The 15,737-nt window shown below is 60.3% G+C and carries 13 protein-coding genes; 4 read left to right on the forward strand and 9 right to left on the reverse strand.

Annotated features, from left to right (window positions below):
• Window positions 1-47: 47 nt before the first annotated feature.
• From BLT85_RS07335 to BLT85_RS07360, 6 genes are all read right to left on the reverse strand, one after another.
• Complete coding sequence (locus tag BLT85_RS07335) at window positions 48-836, reverse strand: SDR family oxidoreductase (protein WP_093392667.1); 789 nt, start codon at window positions 834-836, stop codon at window positions 48-50.
• Window positions 837-868: 32 nt separating this feature from the next.
• The gene (prpF, locus tag BLT85_RS07340) at window positions 869-2,056 is read right to left on the reverse strand and encodes a 2-methylaconitate cis-trans isomerase PrpF (protein ID WP_093392669.1); all 1,188 of its coding nucleotides are present in this window, start codon (window positions 2,054-2,056) and stop codon (window positions 869-871) included.
• A 118-nt stretch (window positions 2,057-2,174) separates the two neighbouring features.
• Window positions 2,175-4,769, reverse strand: coding sequence for a Fe/S-dependent 2-methylisocitrate dehydratase AcnD (acnD, locus tag BLT85_RS07345; protein ID WP_093392671.1), 2,595 nt, complete (start codon window positions 4,767-4,769; stop codon window positions 2,175-2,177).
• 232 nt (window positions 4,770-5,001) lie between these two features.
• Window positions 5,002-6,129 (reverse strand): bifunctional 2-methylcitrate synthase/citrate synthase, encoded by a 1,128-nt coding sequence (gene prpC, locus BLT85_RS07350; RefSeq protein ID WP_093392673.1) that lies wholly within the window; start codon window positions 6,127-6,129, stop codon window positions 5,002-5,004.
• A gap of 36 nt (window positions 6,130-6,165) precedes the next feature.
• Window positions 6,166-7,050, reverse strand: coding sequence for a methylisocitrate lyase (prpB, locus tag BLT85_RS07355; RefSeq protein ID WP_093392675.1), 885 nt, complete (start codon window positions 7,048-7,050; stop codon window positions 6,166-6,168).
• Window positions 7,050-7,757, reverse strand: coding sequence for a GntR family transcriptional regulator (locus tag BLT85_RS07360; RefSeq protein WP_231701557.1), 708 nt, complete (start codon window positions 7,755-7,757; stop codon window positions 7,050-7,052). The genes prpB and BLT85_RS07360 overlap by 1 nt, the downstream gene beginning before the upstream one ends.
• Before the next feature lie 238 nt (window positions 7,758-7,995).
• Between BLT85_RS07360 and rloB the strand changes: the two genes are divergently transcribed.
• From rloB to pabB, 3 genes are read left to right on the forward strand one after another with little or no spacing between them, the layout of a single operon-like run.
• Window positions 7,996-9,525 (forward strand): osmotic stress tolerance membrane protein RloB, encoded by a 1,530-nt coding sequence (gene rloB / locus BLT85_RS07365; protein WP_093392679.1) that lies wholly within the window; start codon window positions 7,996-7,998, stop codon window positions 9,523-9,525.
• 9 nt (window positions 9,526-9,534) lie between these two features.
• Window positions 9,535-10,551 carry an alpha-L-glutamate ligase-like protein gene (locus BLT85_RS07370; RefSeq protein WP_093392681.1) on the forward strand — a complete coding sequence of 339 codons (1,017 nt, stop codon included), beginning with the start codon at window positions 9,535-9,537 and terminating at the stop codon, window positions 10,549-10,551.
• Window positions 10,552-10,568: 17 nt separating this feature from the next.
• Window positions 10,569-11,909 carry an aminodeoxychorismate synthase component I gene (gene pabB / locus BLT85_RS07375; RefSeq protein WP_093392683.1) on the forward strand — a complete coding sequence of 447 codons (1,341 nt, stop codon included), beginning with the start codon at window positions 10,569-10,571 and terminating at the stop codon, window positions 11,907-11,909.
• Window positions 11,910-12,004: 95 nt separating this feature from the next.
• Here pabB and thrH read toward each other — a convergent pair whose 3' ends face one another.
• Window positions 12,005-12,622 (reverse strand): bifunctional phosphoserine phosphatase/homoserine phosphotransferase ThrH, encoded by a 618-nt coding sequence (gene thrH / locus BLT85_RS07380; RefSeq protein WP_093392685.1) that lies wholly within the window; start codon window positions 12,620-12,622, stop codon window positions 12,005-12,007.
• 211 nt (window positions 12,623-12,833) lie between these two features.
• On the opposite strand from thrH, the gene BLT85_RS07385 reads away from it, so the two are divergent.
• Window positions 12,834-13,568, forward strand: coding sequence for a phosphoadenylyl-sulfate reductase (locus BLT85_RS07385; protein WP_093392687.1), 735 nt, complete (start codon window positions 12,834-12,836; stop codon window positions 13,566-13,568).
• Between the two features lie 139 nt (window positions 13,569-13,707).
• Here the strand turns inward: BLT85_RS07385 and cysB are convergent, their stop codons facing one another.
• Both cysB and BLT85_RS07395 read right to left on the reverse strand, forming a co-directional pair.
• Window positions 13,708-14,682, reverse strand: a complete 975-nt coding sequence (gene cysB, locus BLT85_RS07390) for an HTH-type transcriptional regulator CysB (protein WP_093392689.1) — start codon at window positions 14,680-14,682, stop codon at window positions 13,708-13,710.
• Window positions 14,683-14,820: 138 nt separating this feature from the next.
• Window positions 14,821-15,732: a 5'-nucleotidase gene (locus BLT85_RS07395; RefSeq protein ID WP_093392691.1), complete on the reverse strand. Its 912-nt coding sequence runs from the start codon at window positions 15,730-15,732 to the stop codon at window positions 14,821-14,823.
• Window positions 15,733-15,737 lie beyond the last annotated feature (5 nt).

Here is a 15,737-nt window from a genome sequence, read left to right on the forward strand (position 1 = left end):
TAAACGATCATGCCGGCAGGCGCCGGCATGATCAGTCCGCACGTTGTTTACATGCACCCTGTGCTTCCGCCGTCTACCGCAATGCTGGTGCCGTTGATAAAGGCCGCCGCCGGCGAAGCCAGAAAGCCCACCGTATTGGCGAACTCCTCCGGCTCGGCAAAGCGCCCGGCGGGAATATTCCCCAGCATGCCCTTCGTCACCTGTTCGACGCTGCGCCCAGAGCTCTGCGCGATTTGCTGAATCAGACTGTCGAGCCGCGCCGTCCGAGTCATGCCTGGCAGCACATTGTTCACAGTGATACCGTCAGCCGCTAGTTCGCCCGCCAGCGTTTTTGCCCAATTCGCAACCGCCGCGCGCATGGTGTTGGACACGCCCAGATTGGCAATCGGCTGCTTGACCGAGGTAGACAGCACGTTGAGGATCCGTCCATAGCCGGCCTCGCGCATACCTGGCAAGAGCACCTGGAGTAGCGACTGCGCGCTGATCAAATGCTGACTGAACGCTTTAGCGTACGCAGCTGGCTCGGCAAGGTGCGCCGGTCCAGGGGCCGGCCCGCCGGTGTTGTTCACCCAGACCTGGAAAGCGCCGCCCTGCTCTTTCTCGGTTGTCACCGCTTCCACCAGGGCCACAGCATCGTTTGCATCGACCGCAAGGAAGCCGTGACGTTGGCCTTGGTCTGTCGACAAATTCCCGCACACATCCTTGAGTTTGTCAGCGGTGCGCGCCAGGACGACAACCGAAGCGCCCTGGCTGGCCAGTTGCCTGGCGCAGGCCGCGCCAAGCCCCTGGCTCGCACCGCAAACCAGAGCGCGCTTGCCGCGCAGATCAAGATTCATGTCCCGTCCCCTTCGTGATAGTTGAGTACCGATTAGAACGAATCCGCAGGAACTCTCACCCAGCCTTCCATGAGGACACGCGCGCTGCGACTCATGATCGCCTTGGTGACGGACCACTCGCCGCCTTTACGCGTCGCCTCGGCGCCTACACGCAAGGTGCCCGACGGATGCCCGAAACGCACCGACGTGCGCTCACTACCTCCTGAGGCGAGGTTGACCAGCGTGCCCGGGATCGCTGCTGCTGTACCAATGGCGACCGCTGCCGTGCCCATCATGGCATGATGCAGCTTGCCCATGGACATCGCGCGAACCAGCAAATCGACTTCCGAGGCCAGCACCTGCTTGCCGCTGGAGGACACATAGTCGACCGGAGGCGCCACAAAGGCGACCTTCGGCGTGTGCTGACGCTTGAGCGCTTCATCGACGTGCTTGAACAGCCCCATGCGCACCGCGCCGTGAGCGCGAATGGTCTCGAAGCGCTTTAGCGCGGCAGGATCACCGTTGATCGCTTCCTGCATTTCGGCGCCGCTGTAGCCAATATCTTCTGCGTTGACGAAGATCGTCGGGATTCCAGCGTTAATCATGGTCGCTTTCAGCGTGCCGACACCGGGCACTTCGAGATTGTCGATCAGATTGCCCGTGGGGAACATCGAACCGCCGCCCTCGCCTTCGTCGGCCGGATCGAGAAATTCGATCTCGACCTCGGCAGCCGGAAAGGTCACGCCGTCGAGTTCGAAATCACCGGTCTCCTGCACTTCGCCATGGGTGATCGGTACATGCGCGATGATCGTCTTGCGAATGTTTGCCTGCCAGATACGCACGGTGACGATGCCGTTCTCCGGAATACGCTCGGCATCGATCATGCCTGCCGCTACGGCAAACGAGCCGACCGCTGACGACAGATTTCCGCAGTTGCCACTCCAGTCGACGAACTCACTGTCGATGGAGACCTGACCGAACAGGTAATCAACGTCATGGTCCGCCTGGCTGCTGCGACTTACGATGACCGTTTTGCTCGTGCTCGAGGTCGCGCCCCCCATGCCGTCGATCTGTTTGGCATAAGGGTCCGGACTGCCGATAACGCGCATGAGCAATCTGTCACGCGCTTCGCCCGGCACCCGGGCTCGCTCGGGCAGGTCTTCCAGGCGGAAGAACACCCCTTTGCTGGTGCCGCCGCGCATATAGGTAGCGGGAATCCGAATTTGCGGTACATGTGGCATTGTTGCGAGTCCTCAGATGAAAATCGTTCTGCCAGCGCGAAAGGTTCTGACCTTTGCTATCGCGCCCAGGTGCGCTCCTACACGGAAAACAGGAGCGCACCTACCCGGGAAGCGGGTTTCAAGCTTGCGCCTCGGCTTCGAGGAAATCGTTGGCAAAGCGCTGCAACACCCCGCCGGCGTTGTAAATGGACACCTCTTCCGCGGTATCCAGCCGACAGGTCACCGGCACCTCCACCCGTTCGCCGCTCTTGCGGTTGATCACCAGAGTGAGTTCCGCGCGCGGAGTACGGTCGCCCAGCACATCGAACACTTCGGTACCGTCGATACCCAAGGTCTCGCGCGTCGTACCCGGCTTGAACTCCAGCGGCAACACACCCATGCCGATCAGGTTGGTACGGTGAATGCGCTCGAAACCCTCTGCGGCGATGGCCTCGACACCCGCGAGCCGCACGCCTTTCGCGGCCCAGTCACGCGATGATCCCTGGCCATAATCAGCACCGGCGATGATGATCAGCGGCTGCTTGCGCTCCATGTAGGTCTCGATCGCCTCCCACATCCGCGTCACCTTGCCTTCCGGCTCGATGCGCGCCAGCGAGCCCTGTTTCACCTTGCCGCTTTCATCAACGACCATTTCATTGAGCAACTTCGGGTTGGCGAAGGTCGCTCGCTGGGCAGTGAGGTGGTCCCCGCGGTGGGTTGCGTAGGAGTTGAAGTCTTCTTCCGGCAGACCCATCTTGTGCAGGTATTCACCTGCGGCGCTGTCCATCAGGATCGCGTTCGACGGTGACAGGTGATCGGTGGTGATATTGTCGCCCAGCACCGCCAGCGGCCTCATGCCCTTGAGCGAGCGCTCACCAGCCAGCGCTCCTTCCCAGTAAGGCGGGCGGCGGATATAGGTACTCATCGGACGCCATTCGTAGAGCGGATCAACGATATTGCTGGTGTCGCGAGTGATGTCGAACATCGGGATGTAGACCTGGCGGAAATGCTCGGGCTTGACCGACGTCTTGACCACCGCATCGATCTCTTCGTCGGTCGGCCAGATATCCTTCAGGCGGATTTCGCGGCCGTCGACCACGCCCAACACATCCTTCTCGATGTCGAAGCGAATGGTGCCGGCAATCGAGTAGGCGATGACCAGTGGCGGCGAAGCGAGGAACGCCTGCTTGGCATACGGATGGATCCGGCCGTCGAAGTTGCGGTTACCAGACAGCACGGCAGTGGCATACAGATCGCGGTCGAGAATTTCCTTCTGAATGTCAGGATCCAGCGCGCCGGACATACCGTTACAGGTGGTGCAGGCGAAGGCGACGATGCCGAACCCGAGCTTTTCCAGTTCATCGGTCAGACCCGCCTCGTCCAGATACAGCTGCACGGCTTTCGAACCGGGCGCCAAGGAAGACTTGACCCAGGGCTTACGGGTCAGACCAAGCTCGTTGGCCTTGCGTGCCAGGAGACCTGCGGCGATCACGTTGCGCGGATTGCTGGTGTTGGTGCAACTGGTCACCGCGGCAATGATCACCGCGCCGTCCGGCATCTCGCCTTCTGTCTCTACCCACTTGCCGGCGATGCCGCGAGCAGCCAGATCGCTGGTGGCGACGCGAGCGTGCGGGTTGGACGGGCCAGCCATATTGCGAACGACGCTGGACAAATCAAAGCGCAACATCCGCTCGTAACGAGCTCCTTTCAAGCTGTCGGCCCAGAGGCCTGTGTGCTTGGCATAGGTCTCGACCAGCTTGATCTGATCTTCTTCGCGACCGGTCAGGCGCAGGTAGTCGATAGTCTGCTGATCGATGAAGAACATCGCCGCCGTGGCGCCGTATTCCGGCGCCATGTTGGAGATAGTGGCCCGGTCGCCCAGGGTCAGCGACGCAGCGCCTTCACCACAGAACTCGAGATAGTCACCGACGACCTTTTCCTTGCGCAGATACTCGGTCAGCGCCAGCACGATATCGGTGGCGGTAATCCCCGGCTGCGGCCGACCGGTCAGCTCGACGCCGGTGATGTCTGGCAGTCGCATCCAGGACGCGCGGCCGAGCATGACGCTTTCCGCTTCCAGTCCGCCTACCCCAATGGCGATCACTCCGAGCGAGTCGACATGGGGCGTGTGGCTGTCGGTACCGACGCAGGTATCCGGAAAGGCTACGCCATCGCGCGCCTGAACGACTGGTGACATTTTTTCCAGGTTGATCTGGTGCATGATGCCATTGCCCGGCGGGATCACATCCACGTTCTCGAACGCGTACTTGGTCCAATCAATGAAGTGGAAACGGTCTTCATTGCGCCGATCTTCGATTGCTCGGTTCTTCTCGAACGCCTGCGGGTCGAAGCCGCCGCATTCCACTGCCAGGGAATGGTCGACGATCAACTGCACCGGCACCACCGGGTTCACCTTGGCAGGATCGCCACCCCGCTCGGCGATGGCGTCACGCAGACCAGCCAGATCGACCAGCGCGGTCTGGCCCAGGATGTCATGGCACACCACACGCGCCGGGTACCAGGGGAAATCCAGGTCGCGGCGGCGCTCGATGAACTGCTTCAGCGACGCGGTCAGCGTTGCCGGATCGCAGCGGCGCACGAGGTTTTCCGCGAGTACGCGGGAGGTGTATGGCAGGCCGTCGTAGGCGCCGGGCTCGATTGCTTCGATCGCCTCACGGGTATCGAAGTAGTCCAGGTCGGTGCCCGGGAGCTTCTTGCGGTATTGAGTGTTCATCTTTTATCAGGCTCATCAGGTCGTTGAGAGGCAGCTGCCTAAGAGCGCTGCTCTAAAATTAGGGTTTAGAAACTCGAATTCGCACGCTGCGCCGCGGGGGCGTTGTCGACCGCCTGTTTCAGCCCGTCGATGCCCAGGGATGGGCATCGCCGAGCGTACAGGGACGTCTTCACAGCGTGTCTGGAACAGGCGGTCGATAACGACCCCTGCTCCAGTTTCATCGACGCCAGCCTCAGCGCTTTTCGATCGACTCGACCGCACGCATCTCCGGACCGGTGTACTCCGCGCTTGGACGAATGATGCGATTATCAGCGCGCTGCTCCATCACATGGGCCGCCCACCCAGTCAGCCGGCTCATGACGAAGATCGGCGTGAACAACTTGGTTGGGATGCCCATGAAGTGATAAGCCGAGGCATGGAAGAAGTCGGCGTTGCAGAACAGCTTCTTCTCGCGCCACATGACCTCTTCACAACGAACCGAGACCGGGTACAGAACGGTGTCGCCAACGTCCTGGGCGAGCTTTTCCGACCACTGCTTGATAATCTCGTTGCGCGGATCGCATTCGCTGTAGATCGCATGGCCGAAGCCCATGATCTTGTCCTTGCGCACGAGCATGCCCATCATCTCTTCTTCTGCATGTTCCGGGCTCTTGAAGCGGTCGATCATGTCCATTGCCGCCTCGTTGGCACCACCATGCAGCGGGCCGCGTAGCGAACCGATGGCGCCGGTGACGCAGCTGTGCATGTCGGACAAGGTCGAAGCGCACACGCGGGCGGTAAAGGTCGACGCATTGAATTCGTGCTCGGCATACAGGATCAGCGATACGTGCATCACCTTTTCATGCAGCGCGTTGGGCTTCTCGCCACGCAGCATGTGCAGGAAATGCCCACCGATCGAATCATCATCAGTGTTCTCGTCGATGCGTACACCATCATGGCTGAAGCGGTACCAGTAGCAGATGATCGACGGGAACACGGCGAGCATGCGATCGGTCGCGTCCTGCTGCTGGCTGAAGTCGGCTTCGGTTTCCAGATTGCCGAGGATCGAGGCACCGGTACGCATGACATCCATCGGATGGGCGTCCTGCGGAATGCGCTCGAGCACCTCCTTCAAAGGCTCGGGCAGCTTGCGCAATGATTTGAGCTTGGCCTTGTAGGTATCGAGTTCTGACTGGTTGGGCAGGTGCCCCTTGAGGATCAAGTGGGCGACTTCCTCGAACTGGCATCTATCCGCCAGATCCTTCACATCATAGCCACGATAGGTCAGGCCCGAGCCGGATTTTCCGACCGTCGACAATGCTGTTTTGCCTGCAACCTGGCCACGCAGGCCGGCCCCGCTGAGTTTCTTCGCTTCTGCCATTTTTGTTCTCCTTGCAAATAGGTGAGCCGTGACCGGTCAGGATTTTTTCTGCGCGAAGAGCGCGTCGAGTTTCTGCTCGTATTCGTGATAGTCGATGCGATCGTAAAGCTCCATGCGCGTCTGCATGGTATCGACCACATTCTTCTGCGTGCCGTCGCGCCGAATGGCGTTGTAGACGTTTTCCGCCGCCTTGTTCATGGCGCGAAACGCCGACAGCGGATACAGCACCAGCGAGACATCGGCCGAGGCCAGTTCATCGGTCGTATATAAAGGAGTGGAGCCGAACTCGGTGATGTTCGCCAGGATCGGCGCCTTCACCCGGTCAGCGAACGTCTTGTACATGTCCAGCTCGGTGATCGCTTCCGGAAACACCATGTCGGCACCGGCTTCAACGCAGGCCGCGGCGCGGTCCAGGGCCGCGTTCAGACCTTCGACGGCCAGCGCATCGGTGCGCGCCATGATCACGAAGCTGTCGTCCGTGCGCGCATCGACCGCCGCCTTGATCCGGTCGACCATTTCCTGCTGCGATACGATTTCCTTGTTTGGACGATGGCCGCAGCGCTTCGCGCCGACCTGATCTTCGATGTGCATCGCTGCCGCGCCAAACTTGATCATCGACTTGACCGTGCGCGCTACGTTGAAGGCGCTGGAGCCGAAGCCGGTATCGACGTCGACCAGCAGGGGCAGATCGCATACGTCGGTGATGCGGCGAACATCGGTCAGCACATCGTCCAGGCCCGAGATACCCAGGTCGGGCAAGCCCAGCGATCCCGCAGCGACCCCGCCGCCGGACAGATAAATCGCCTTGAAACCGGCGCGCTTGGCCAGCAGAGCGTGGTTTGCGTTGATGGCCCCCACGACTTGCAATGGATGTTCTTCGGCAACCGCATCGCGGAAACGTTGACCAGGTGTATTCGACATCAGCAATGTTCTCCAGAGGAAAGCGATGCACCGTCCTGCTCCAGCAGGCGACGCTCGATGTTGCGGCGCGATGCGCTGATGTGCCGGCGCATGAGCATTTCCGCGAGTTCGCCATCGCGGTCGGCGATGGCTTCGATGATTCGGTGGTGTTCGGCAAAGGCCTGTTGCGGCCGTTTGGGCGTGGACGAGAACTTGTACCGATACATGCGCACCAGGTGATAAAGATCCCCGCAGAGCATGTCGCTCAGGGTCCGGTTCTTGCTGCCGTGAATGATCAGATAGTGCAGATCAAGGTCGCCTTCCTGGCGATAGTAGGACTGGTTCGCTTGCAGGCCGCTATGCTGTTCATGTTCGGCCAGCACTTTGCGCAGACCGGCGATCTCTGCGTCAGTCATGTTCTGCGCAGCAAGCCGACAGGCCATACCTTCCAAGGCTTCACGGACGTGATACAGCTCAATGAGTTCTTCGTATGACAACGACACGACTCGCACCCCGGCATGCGGGATACGAACGACCAGACGGCGCCCTTCCAACCGCCGGATCGCCTCGCGCAGAGGGCCGCGTCCGATTCCGAAGGTGCTGCTCAGGAACTGCTCGCTGATGCGCGTGCCTGGCGGGATGTCGCCCTGCACGATCGCCGTCTGGATGCGCTCGAAAGCACCGTCAGACAGTGTCTGCGAAGGGACAAGCTGGGCTGAATCTACCAATTGTCGACAACCTCTTGGTTTTTCAGGCTGCCCTAGTGGGCAAACCGAACAAAGCATGCGCAACACCGTGCCTGATTGTCAACAATCGGAGCTGCCAACTTTGGTCGACGGCCTTGTCCGGCTCAGGCGTCTCTCACTACGAGCGGTGGACGCAACATGTTAATATGCCGCCCTGTTGCGCTTGCCGCTGCCTGGATGTCACGCGGACGCACTGCCTAAAACCGTTGCCGAGAACAATATGCAATCGATCAACCTGCATCTGAAGATTCTGATCGCCCTGATGGTAAGCCTGGGCCTGCTCATAACTGGCTACCAGATATACGTATTGGAGATCCCCCTGACCGAGGACGAGACCGACGACATCTGGAGTCTCGACGCCCGGCTGGAATTTCAGGCAACGCCCGGCGTGCCGGTCAAGGCCCAACTGTTCATTCCCCCGTTGGACCAGGATTACACCGCGCTCAACGAGAGCTTCATTTCCAACAACTACGGCGTCAGCATCAACCAGGTCGATGGCAACCGTCGTGTGACTTGGTCGGCGCGGCGCTCCAGCGGCACCCAGGCGCTCTACTACCGTCTGGTGCTGACCAAGCGCTACAGCACCGAGAAGCCGGAAGTCCCGCCGCCAGCGCCGCGGGTTCCAATCGAACTGGAAGGTCCTGAGCAAATCGCCGCTGATGCACTGATCAGCCCGATCCGCCAGCACTCTGCCGATATCGAGACCTTCATTACCGAAGCCATCCGTCGCGTCAACGACACCACCGACGACAACGTGCGCCTCCTGCTCGGCGGCGACACCTCGCCGATGAGCAAGGCCCGGGTGATCGATGTCCTGCTGTCGAATGCGCGCATCCCACTGGAACTTGTCCACACTATTCGCCTGGAGCCGCTTGCAAATCAGGAGCCGGAGCTCTGGTTGCGCAGCCACAATGGCGAGCGCTGGCTGTATTTCCATCCGGAAACCGGGCAACAGGGCATTCCGGAAAATCGCATGGTCTGGTGGGTAGGCCCGCAACCGATGTTCAGCATCGATGGCGGCCGCCGCGGCCAGCTGAACATCACCATCAACAACAGTGAAATGAATGCATTGCGCCTGGCGCAGATGACTACCGAGAACAGCTCCAACGCGCTGCTCGAATATTCACTGTACGGCCTGCCGCTGCATGCGCAGCAGGTCTATCGGGTGATGATCATGATCCCGATCGGCGTCCTGGTGATCCTGGTACTGCGTAACCTGATCGGCATTCAGACGCTCGGCACCTTCACGCCGGTGCTGATTTCGCTGGCGTTCCGCGAGACTCAGGTTGGCTGGGGCATCGCCCTGTTCACCTTGATTACCGCCCTGGGCCTGTCGCTGCGCTCGTATTTGGAGCACCTGAAGCTGCAAATGCTCCCGCGGCTGTCGATCGTGCTGACCTTCGTCGTGATCATCATCGCGGTGATCAGCCTGTTCAGCCACAAGCTGGGCATTGAGCGAGCTCTGTCGGTGTCGCTGTTCCCGATGGTGATCCTGACCATGACCATCGAGCGCTTGTCGATCAACTGGGAAGAGCGCGGAGGCGCGGCCTCGTTCAAGGTGGCAGTGGGCACCATCGTCGCCGCGACACTGGCGCACCTGCTGATGACCATCCCGGAACTGGCGTACTTCGTGTTCACCTTCCCGGCGATCCTGCTGGTACTGGTCGGCTTCATGCTCGCCATGGGCCGCTACCGCGGTTACCGCCTGACCGAACTGATGCGCTTTAAAGCGCTGACCAAACAGGGCTGAGGAGACACCATGTTTCTGTGGAAGACCTGGAAGGCGCTCAGCACTGCTGGCGTGATGGGTATCAACCGGCGTAACGCCGACTACGTACTCAAGTACAACAAGCGGCATCTGTACCCGGTCGTGGACGACAAGATCCTGACCAAGGAGCGAGCCATCGCAGCCGGCATTCACGTGCCGGACCTGTACGGGATCATCGAGACCGAGAAGCAGATCGATCAGTTGGACAAGATCGTTGCGCCCTACCGCGACTTCGTCATCAAGCCAGCGCAGGGCGCCGGCGGTGACGGGATCCTGGTGATTGGCGACCGCTTCGAAGGTCGTTACAAAACGGTATCCGGCAAGATCATCAGCCACGAGGAAATCGAGCATCATCTCTCGAGCATCCTCTCAGGCCTGTTCTCGCTTGGCGGACATCGTGACCGCGCACTGATCGAATATCGGGTCACACCGGACCCGATTTTCAAAAGCATCAGTTACGAAGGCGTGCCGGATATCCGTATCATCGTACTGATGGGTTATCCGGTCATGGCCATGCTCCGGCTGCCGACACGGCAATCCGGAGGCAAAGCCAACCTGCACCAGGGCGCTATCGGTGTCGGGGTCGACCTGGCCACCGGTCTGACCTTGAAAGGAACCTGGCTGAACAACAAGATCACCAAGCATCCAGACACCACCAACGCGGTGGACGGCGTTCAACTGCCTGACTGGGACGGCTTCATGCTGCTGGCAACACGCTGCTTCGAGCTGTCGGGCCTCGGCTATATCGGCGTCGATCTGGTGCTCGATCAGGACAAGGGGCCGCTGATCCTGGAGCTCAACGCTCGTCCCGGTCTGAACATTCAGATTGCCAACGATGCCGGCCTGACCAAGCGATGCCATATGGTGGAGCACCATATCGCCAAGTTGAAAAAAGCCGGCCGTATCGAGACGCCTGAAGAACGTTTGGCCTTTTCCCAGAAGCACTTCGCGGCTGTTCGCGAGCCAGTAGCCGAAGCCGATTCCGTCGACCAGCCAGCCGCGGAGTAAGCGGCTTAGCCGGACCAATGCAGTACACCCTTACCGAACTACCCTACGCTATCGACCCGCTGCCGCGGCTCGATAGCGTGCGAGCGCTCGGCCGGCCGATCCTCCTGGATTCCGCATCAGCTAGCGGCGCCCTTGGTCGGTACAGCATCCTTTGCGCAGGCCCCGCCGAGCACATCGAGCCGCTGCCCGATGAGTCTGCCTTAAGCACGCTCGGCAGGGTTCGCCGCGCTCTGGCAGCCCTTGGGCCGGCGACCTGGCCGACGGAACAGAGCCCGCCCTTCGGTGCCGGCGCGGTCGGCTACCTCACCTACGATTTCGCACGCGAGCTGGAAAGCCTGCCTGAACAGGCCAAAGCCGACATCGCGCTACCTGTTTTAGGGCTGGGGATTTACCTGTGGAGCCTGGTCAGCGACCACGTCCTGGAGCAGTGCTGGCTAGTCGCGCATCCTGCTCTACCCGACCAGACGCGAGCAGATATTCTTGATCGATTGCGGCAGCCAGATATCCGCCCGGCCCCGTTTGCCCTCGTCTCGCCGTTTGCTGCCGACCAGGCACAAAGCGCCTACGATGCGTTGTTTACGCGCATCCAGCACTACATCCAGGCCGGTGATTGTTATCAGATCAATCTGGCGCAGCGCTTCCGAGCGCGTTGCCAGGGCGATTCGCTGGCGGCCTATGCTCGGCTGCGACGCGCGTGCCCTACTCCCTTCGCTGCGTATCTCGAACATGACAACGCAAGCGTTCTCTGCCTCTCCCCTGAGCGCTTCCTGCAGGTACGCGACGGCCGTGTCGAGACCAGGCCGATCAAGGGCACTCGTCCGCGGGGCGTGTCGGATGAGGAGGACCAGCGTCTGGCGAGGCAGCTGCGGACCAGTGCCAAGGACCTTGCGGAAAACGTCATGATCGTCGATCTCTTGCGCAACGACCTCGGCCGGACCTGCCGGCCAGGCAGCGTGAGCGTCCCCGAGCTGTTCGCCATCGAAAGCTACCCGAACGTGCATCACCTGGTCAGCAGCATTACCGGCGAGCTGGCTTCAGGAGAAGATGCGTTGAGCCTCCTTGCAGGCGCCTTTCCTGGGGGCTCCATTACAGGCGCGCCGAAGATTCGCGCCATGCAGATCATCGAAGAACTCGAACCGGTCCGCCGCAGCATGTATTGCGGCAGCATCGGCTATATAGGTTGTGAAGGTCAGATGGATATGAATATCGCCATTCGTACTATTATTCGCGAGCGCGACGATTTGTTTCTATGGGGCGGCGGCGGCGTGGTCGCCGACTCAGAGGTGGAAGCCGAGTATCAGGAAACCTTGACCAAGGTGCGTGTGCTGATGGACGCGCTAGCCGCCCCGGATGGCTAGCCCGCGAATGCTGAAATTGGCAGTACCCAAGAACAATCGACGCAAAAAAAAGCAGCCATCAGGCTGCTTTTTTTATTCTGTGCAGGACTCGCTGCTTAGAGACTCAGGTGCCGATTCGAGGCCTTGAGGAATTCCTTCCTGAGGTCCTCGAAGGTATGCACCGCCGGGAACTGCGGGAACTCGGCAATGACGTTGTCAGGCGCGTGAAACAGAATGCCGGCATGCGCCTCGGACAGCATGGTGGTGTCATTGTATGAGTCGCCGGCCGCGATGATACGGTAGTAGAGGCTCTTGAGTGCAATGACCGACTGACGCTTGGGATCCTTCTGACGCAGCTGATAGTCAACGACACGATCGGTCTCGTCGGTGATCAAGCGATGGCAAAGCAACGTCGGGAAACCCAGCTGGCGCATCAACGGCTGGGAGAATTCATAGAACGTATCAGACAGGATGACGACCTGGAAACGCTCGCGCAGCCAGTTGACGAACTCCACCGCACCGTCGAGTGGCTTCAGCGTGCCGATCACTTCCTGGATGTCCGACAGCTTCAGACCGTGCTCGTCGAGAATGCGCAGGCGCTGCTTCATCAGCACGTCATAGTCGGGGATGTCGCGCGTGGTTGCCCGCAATTCAGCGATACCGGTTTTTTCGGCGAAGGCGATCCAGATTTCCGGGACCAGTACGCCCTCGAGATCAAGGCAAGCGATTTCCACAGCGACACTCCTGAAACGTCGGTTCGAATTGCGCGACAATCTACCGGCATCCCCTCCGCTGCGCAATGCTCGGCTGCCATTGTGCAGAGCGGAGTGCATCCGAAAAGGCATAACAATATGAATAAATAAAAGCAGATGTGCTAAGGCAGCTTTGCTAGACTTCCGCGCAAACGGCAGCCCATGCAGCTCGCCATAGAACGGAGATAGCCTGATGCCCATCGATACGCTCGACATTCCTCGCCTGGCAGAAGAGTACGCTAGCAAGTCCCCGCAACAGATCCTGCAACTGGCAATGGAGCACTACGAAGACCTGTGGGTCTCGTTCAGCGGCGCAGACGATGTCGTGGTGCTGGACATGGCCTGGAAGATCAATCCAGACGTCAAGGTATTCACACTCGACACCGGACGGCTGCACGCCGAGACCTACCGGTTTCTGGAAACCGTTCGCAAGCACTACAACATCGAGCTTCAGGTACTGTCGCCCGATCGTGACGTGCTGGACGAATACGTCCGGAAGAAGGGCCTGTTCGACTTCTACGAGAGCGGGCACGGCGAGTGCTGCGGCATTCGCAAGATCGAGCCGCTGCGTCGCAAACTGGCGACCGTGGACGCCTGGGTCACCGGACAGCGCCGCGATCAGAGCCCGGGGACCCGCAGCCACGTGCCGGTGATGGAGCTGGACACCGGCTTCAGCGGGCCGGGAAAGAACCTGGTGAAGTTCAACCCCTTGGCGAACTACACCAGCGAAGATGTGTGGAATTACATCCGCATGCTCGAGGTTCCCTACAACCCGCTGCACGAACGCGGCTTCATCAGCATCGGCTGCGAACCCTGCACGCGCCCTGTCCTACCCAACCAGCACGAACGTGAAGGCCGCTGGTGGTGGGAAGAAGCAACGCAGAAGGAATGTGGGCTGCATGCGGGGAATCTCATCGCCAAGGGATGAGGCGCGCGCCGCTGGGTGCGCCAGCTTCAAGCGCCAAGCCCAAGTAAATTCGTGCGCACGTCGAGTGATTGCGTCAACCTGCCGTGTCCGAACCGCTTATAGCTTGTAGTTTCCAGCCCGTCAGATGACGGCAGCGCCGTCATCTGACGGGCAGCTTGACACCCTCGAACAGCTCGTCCAGCTCCATCCGATTGTGACACTGCAGCGCCTGATCGACCCGATCCCGGGTTAGGTGCGGCGCGAAGGCCTCGAGGAAGTCGTACATGAAGCCGCGCAGGAAGGTACCGCGCCGAAAGCCGATCTTGGTTACGCTCGCCTCGAACAACTCACTGGCGTCGATGGTGACCAGGTCCGAATCCAGCTCCGGATCGACAGCCATATGCGCCACGATCCCGACCCCCAGGCCGAGCCTGACGTAGGTCTTGATGACGTCGGCATCCGCCGCGGTGAAGATGACCTTCGGCGTTAGTCCGCGGTTAATGAACGCCTCGTCCAGCTTCGAGCGCCCGGTGAACCCGAACACGTAGGTCACCAATGAATACTCGGCCAACGCTTCGAGGGTGAGCTTGTCGACACCGGCCAGCGGATGACCGCGGGGCACGATTACGCAGCGGTTCCAGCGATAACACGGCATCATGACCATGTCCGCGAACAGCTCAAGGGCTTCGGTGGCGATGGCGAAGTCCGCCGTACCGTCGACGGTCATCTCGCAGATCTGCATCGGTGTGCCCTGATGCATGTGTAGTGACACGTCGGGGTAGCGCTTGATGAAACGGCTGATGACCGGCGGCAGTGCATAGCGCGCCTGCGTATGCGTCGTTGCCAGGGTCAGCGTGCCCTTGCGCTCATTGCTGAACTCCTGGGCAATCTGCTTGATGCTTTCGACCTTCCGAAGTATTTCTCCGGCTGTAGCAATGATCCGTTCGCCGGCTGGAGTGACACGGGTCAGGTGCTTGCCGCTGCGCGAAAACACCTCGACACCGAGCTCGTCTTCGAGAAGGCGGATCTGCTTGCTGATGCCGGGTTGGGACGTATACAGGCTCTGGGCGGTAGCCGAGACGTTGAGATCGTGATGCGCGACCTCCCAGATGTAGCGCAGTTGCTGCAGCTTCATGATGCCTTCCCCTTGTCATTCTGCCTGAGCAGCCGAGACTCATATAACCATATGCTCGGTTTTCAGCTGAGGTTAGACCAGAATCACCAGGGTTGGCTATTCTTTCGACGAAACGTGCCGGACAATCGTAACGAGAGGCTACCCGCGCGACTTCAGATTACTGATGCCATGAGGAACGTGGCCGGTCGGAACGAAGCCCACCGCACGTTGACAGTGCCCTTCCTGATCGTCGAAGAACAGATCCGCCCCGAATGCCCGGAGAAACTCCGACTTGTCGAGCCCACCGAGAAACAGCGACTCGTCCAGGCGGATATTCCATTCACGCAATGTACGAATCACTCGCTCATGGGCAGGCGCGCTGCGGGCAGTGAAAAGCGCCGTGCGTATCGGACAATCGCCGTTGGGAAACTCGCTCTGGATGCGGTTCAGCGCGGCGAGGAAAGGCTTGAACGGCCCGCCTCGCAAAGGCTCGCGAGCGGATGCGAGCTCACTCGCCTGAAACGCAGCCAGCCCCTCGCGCTGAAAGACCTGTTCAGATTCGTCAGAGAAGAGCACAGCGTCCCCATCGAAGGCGATGCGCAGCTCGTCGCGCTGCTCTCTGGGACGCTTGGCCGGCAGGATGGTCGCTGCAGCGAAGCCAGCCTCCAGCGTGCTTCGAACATCCTCTGCATGGGTGGAAAGAAACAGATGACAGCCGAAGGCAGGGATATAGGTAAACGGACTGCGGCCACCAGCGAAGGCTGCCCGGGTAATATTGAGGTTGTAGTGCTGGATCGAGTTGAAAACACGCAAGCCGGTGTCGGCGCTGTTGCGAGAAAGTAAGACGACCTCTACACGGGTCTCGCCGTCGAGCAGCTGGTTGATGCGCAGCAGCTTCTCGACGAGCGTGAACGCCTCACCACGATCGAGCGGAGTGTCCTCTCGCTCGATCTGGTACAGACGATAAGCCTCCAGCCCCTCCTGCTCGTAGACGCGATGACTTTCGTCTAGATCGAACAGGGCCCGGGACGATATGGCGATGACCAGCTTGTCACCGAGCAGCACTGGCATGACTT

The sequence above is a fragment of the Halopseudomonas xinjiangensis genome (assembly GCF_900104945.1).
Lineage (GTDB): Bacteria > Pseudomonadota > Gammaproteobacteria > Pseudomonadales > Pseudomonadaceae > Halopseudomonas > Halopseudomonas xinjiangensis.

Excerpts from the sequence above, each read along its gene's own strand:
- prpF (WP_093392669.1), bottom strand. The coding sequence starts at position 2,056 with ATGCCACATGTACCGCAAATTCGGATTCCCGCTACCTATATGCGCGGC.
- acnD (WP_093392671.1), bottom strand. The coding sequence starts at position 4,769 with ATGAACACTCAATACCGCAAGAAGCTCCCGGGCACCGACCTGGACTAC.
- BLT85_RS07335 (WP_093392667.1), bottom strand. The coding sequence starts at position 836 with ATGAATCTTGATCTGCGCGGCAAGCGCGCTCTGGTTTGCGGTGCGAGC.
- prpC (WP_093392673.1), bottom strand. The coding sequence starts at position 6,129 with ATGGCAGAAGCGAAGAAACTCAGCGGGGCCGGCCTGCGTGGCCAGGTT.
- rloB (WP_093392679.1), top strand. The coding sequence starts at position 7,996 with ATGCAATCGATCAACCTGCATCTGAAGATTCTGATCGCCCTGATGGTA.
- BLT85_RS07370 (WP_093392681.1), top strand. The coding sequence starts at position 9,535 with ATGTTTCTGTGGAAGACCTGGAAGGCGCTCAGCACTGCTGGCGTGATG.
- BLT85_RS07385 (WP_093392687.1), top strand. The coding sequence starts at position 12,834 with ATGCCCATCGATACGCTCGACATTCCTCGCCTGGCAGAAGAGTACGCT.
- pabB (WP_093392683.1), top strand. The coding sequence starts at position 10,569 with ATGCAGTACACCCTTACCGAACTACCCTACGCTATCGACCCGCTGCCG.
- BLT85_RS07395 (WP_093392691.1), bottom strand. The coding sequence starts at position 15,732 with ATGCCAGTGCTGCTCGGTGACAAGCTGGTCATCGCCATATCGTCCCGG.
- prpB (WP_093392675.1), bottom strand. The coding sequence starts at position 7,050 with ATGTCGAATACACCTGGTCAACGTTTCCGCGATGCGGTTGCCGAAGAA.
- cysB (WP_093392689.1), bottom strand. The coding sequence starts at position 14,682 with ATGAAGCTGCAGCAACTGCGCTACATCTGGGAGGTCGCGCATCACGAT.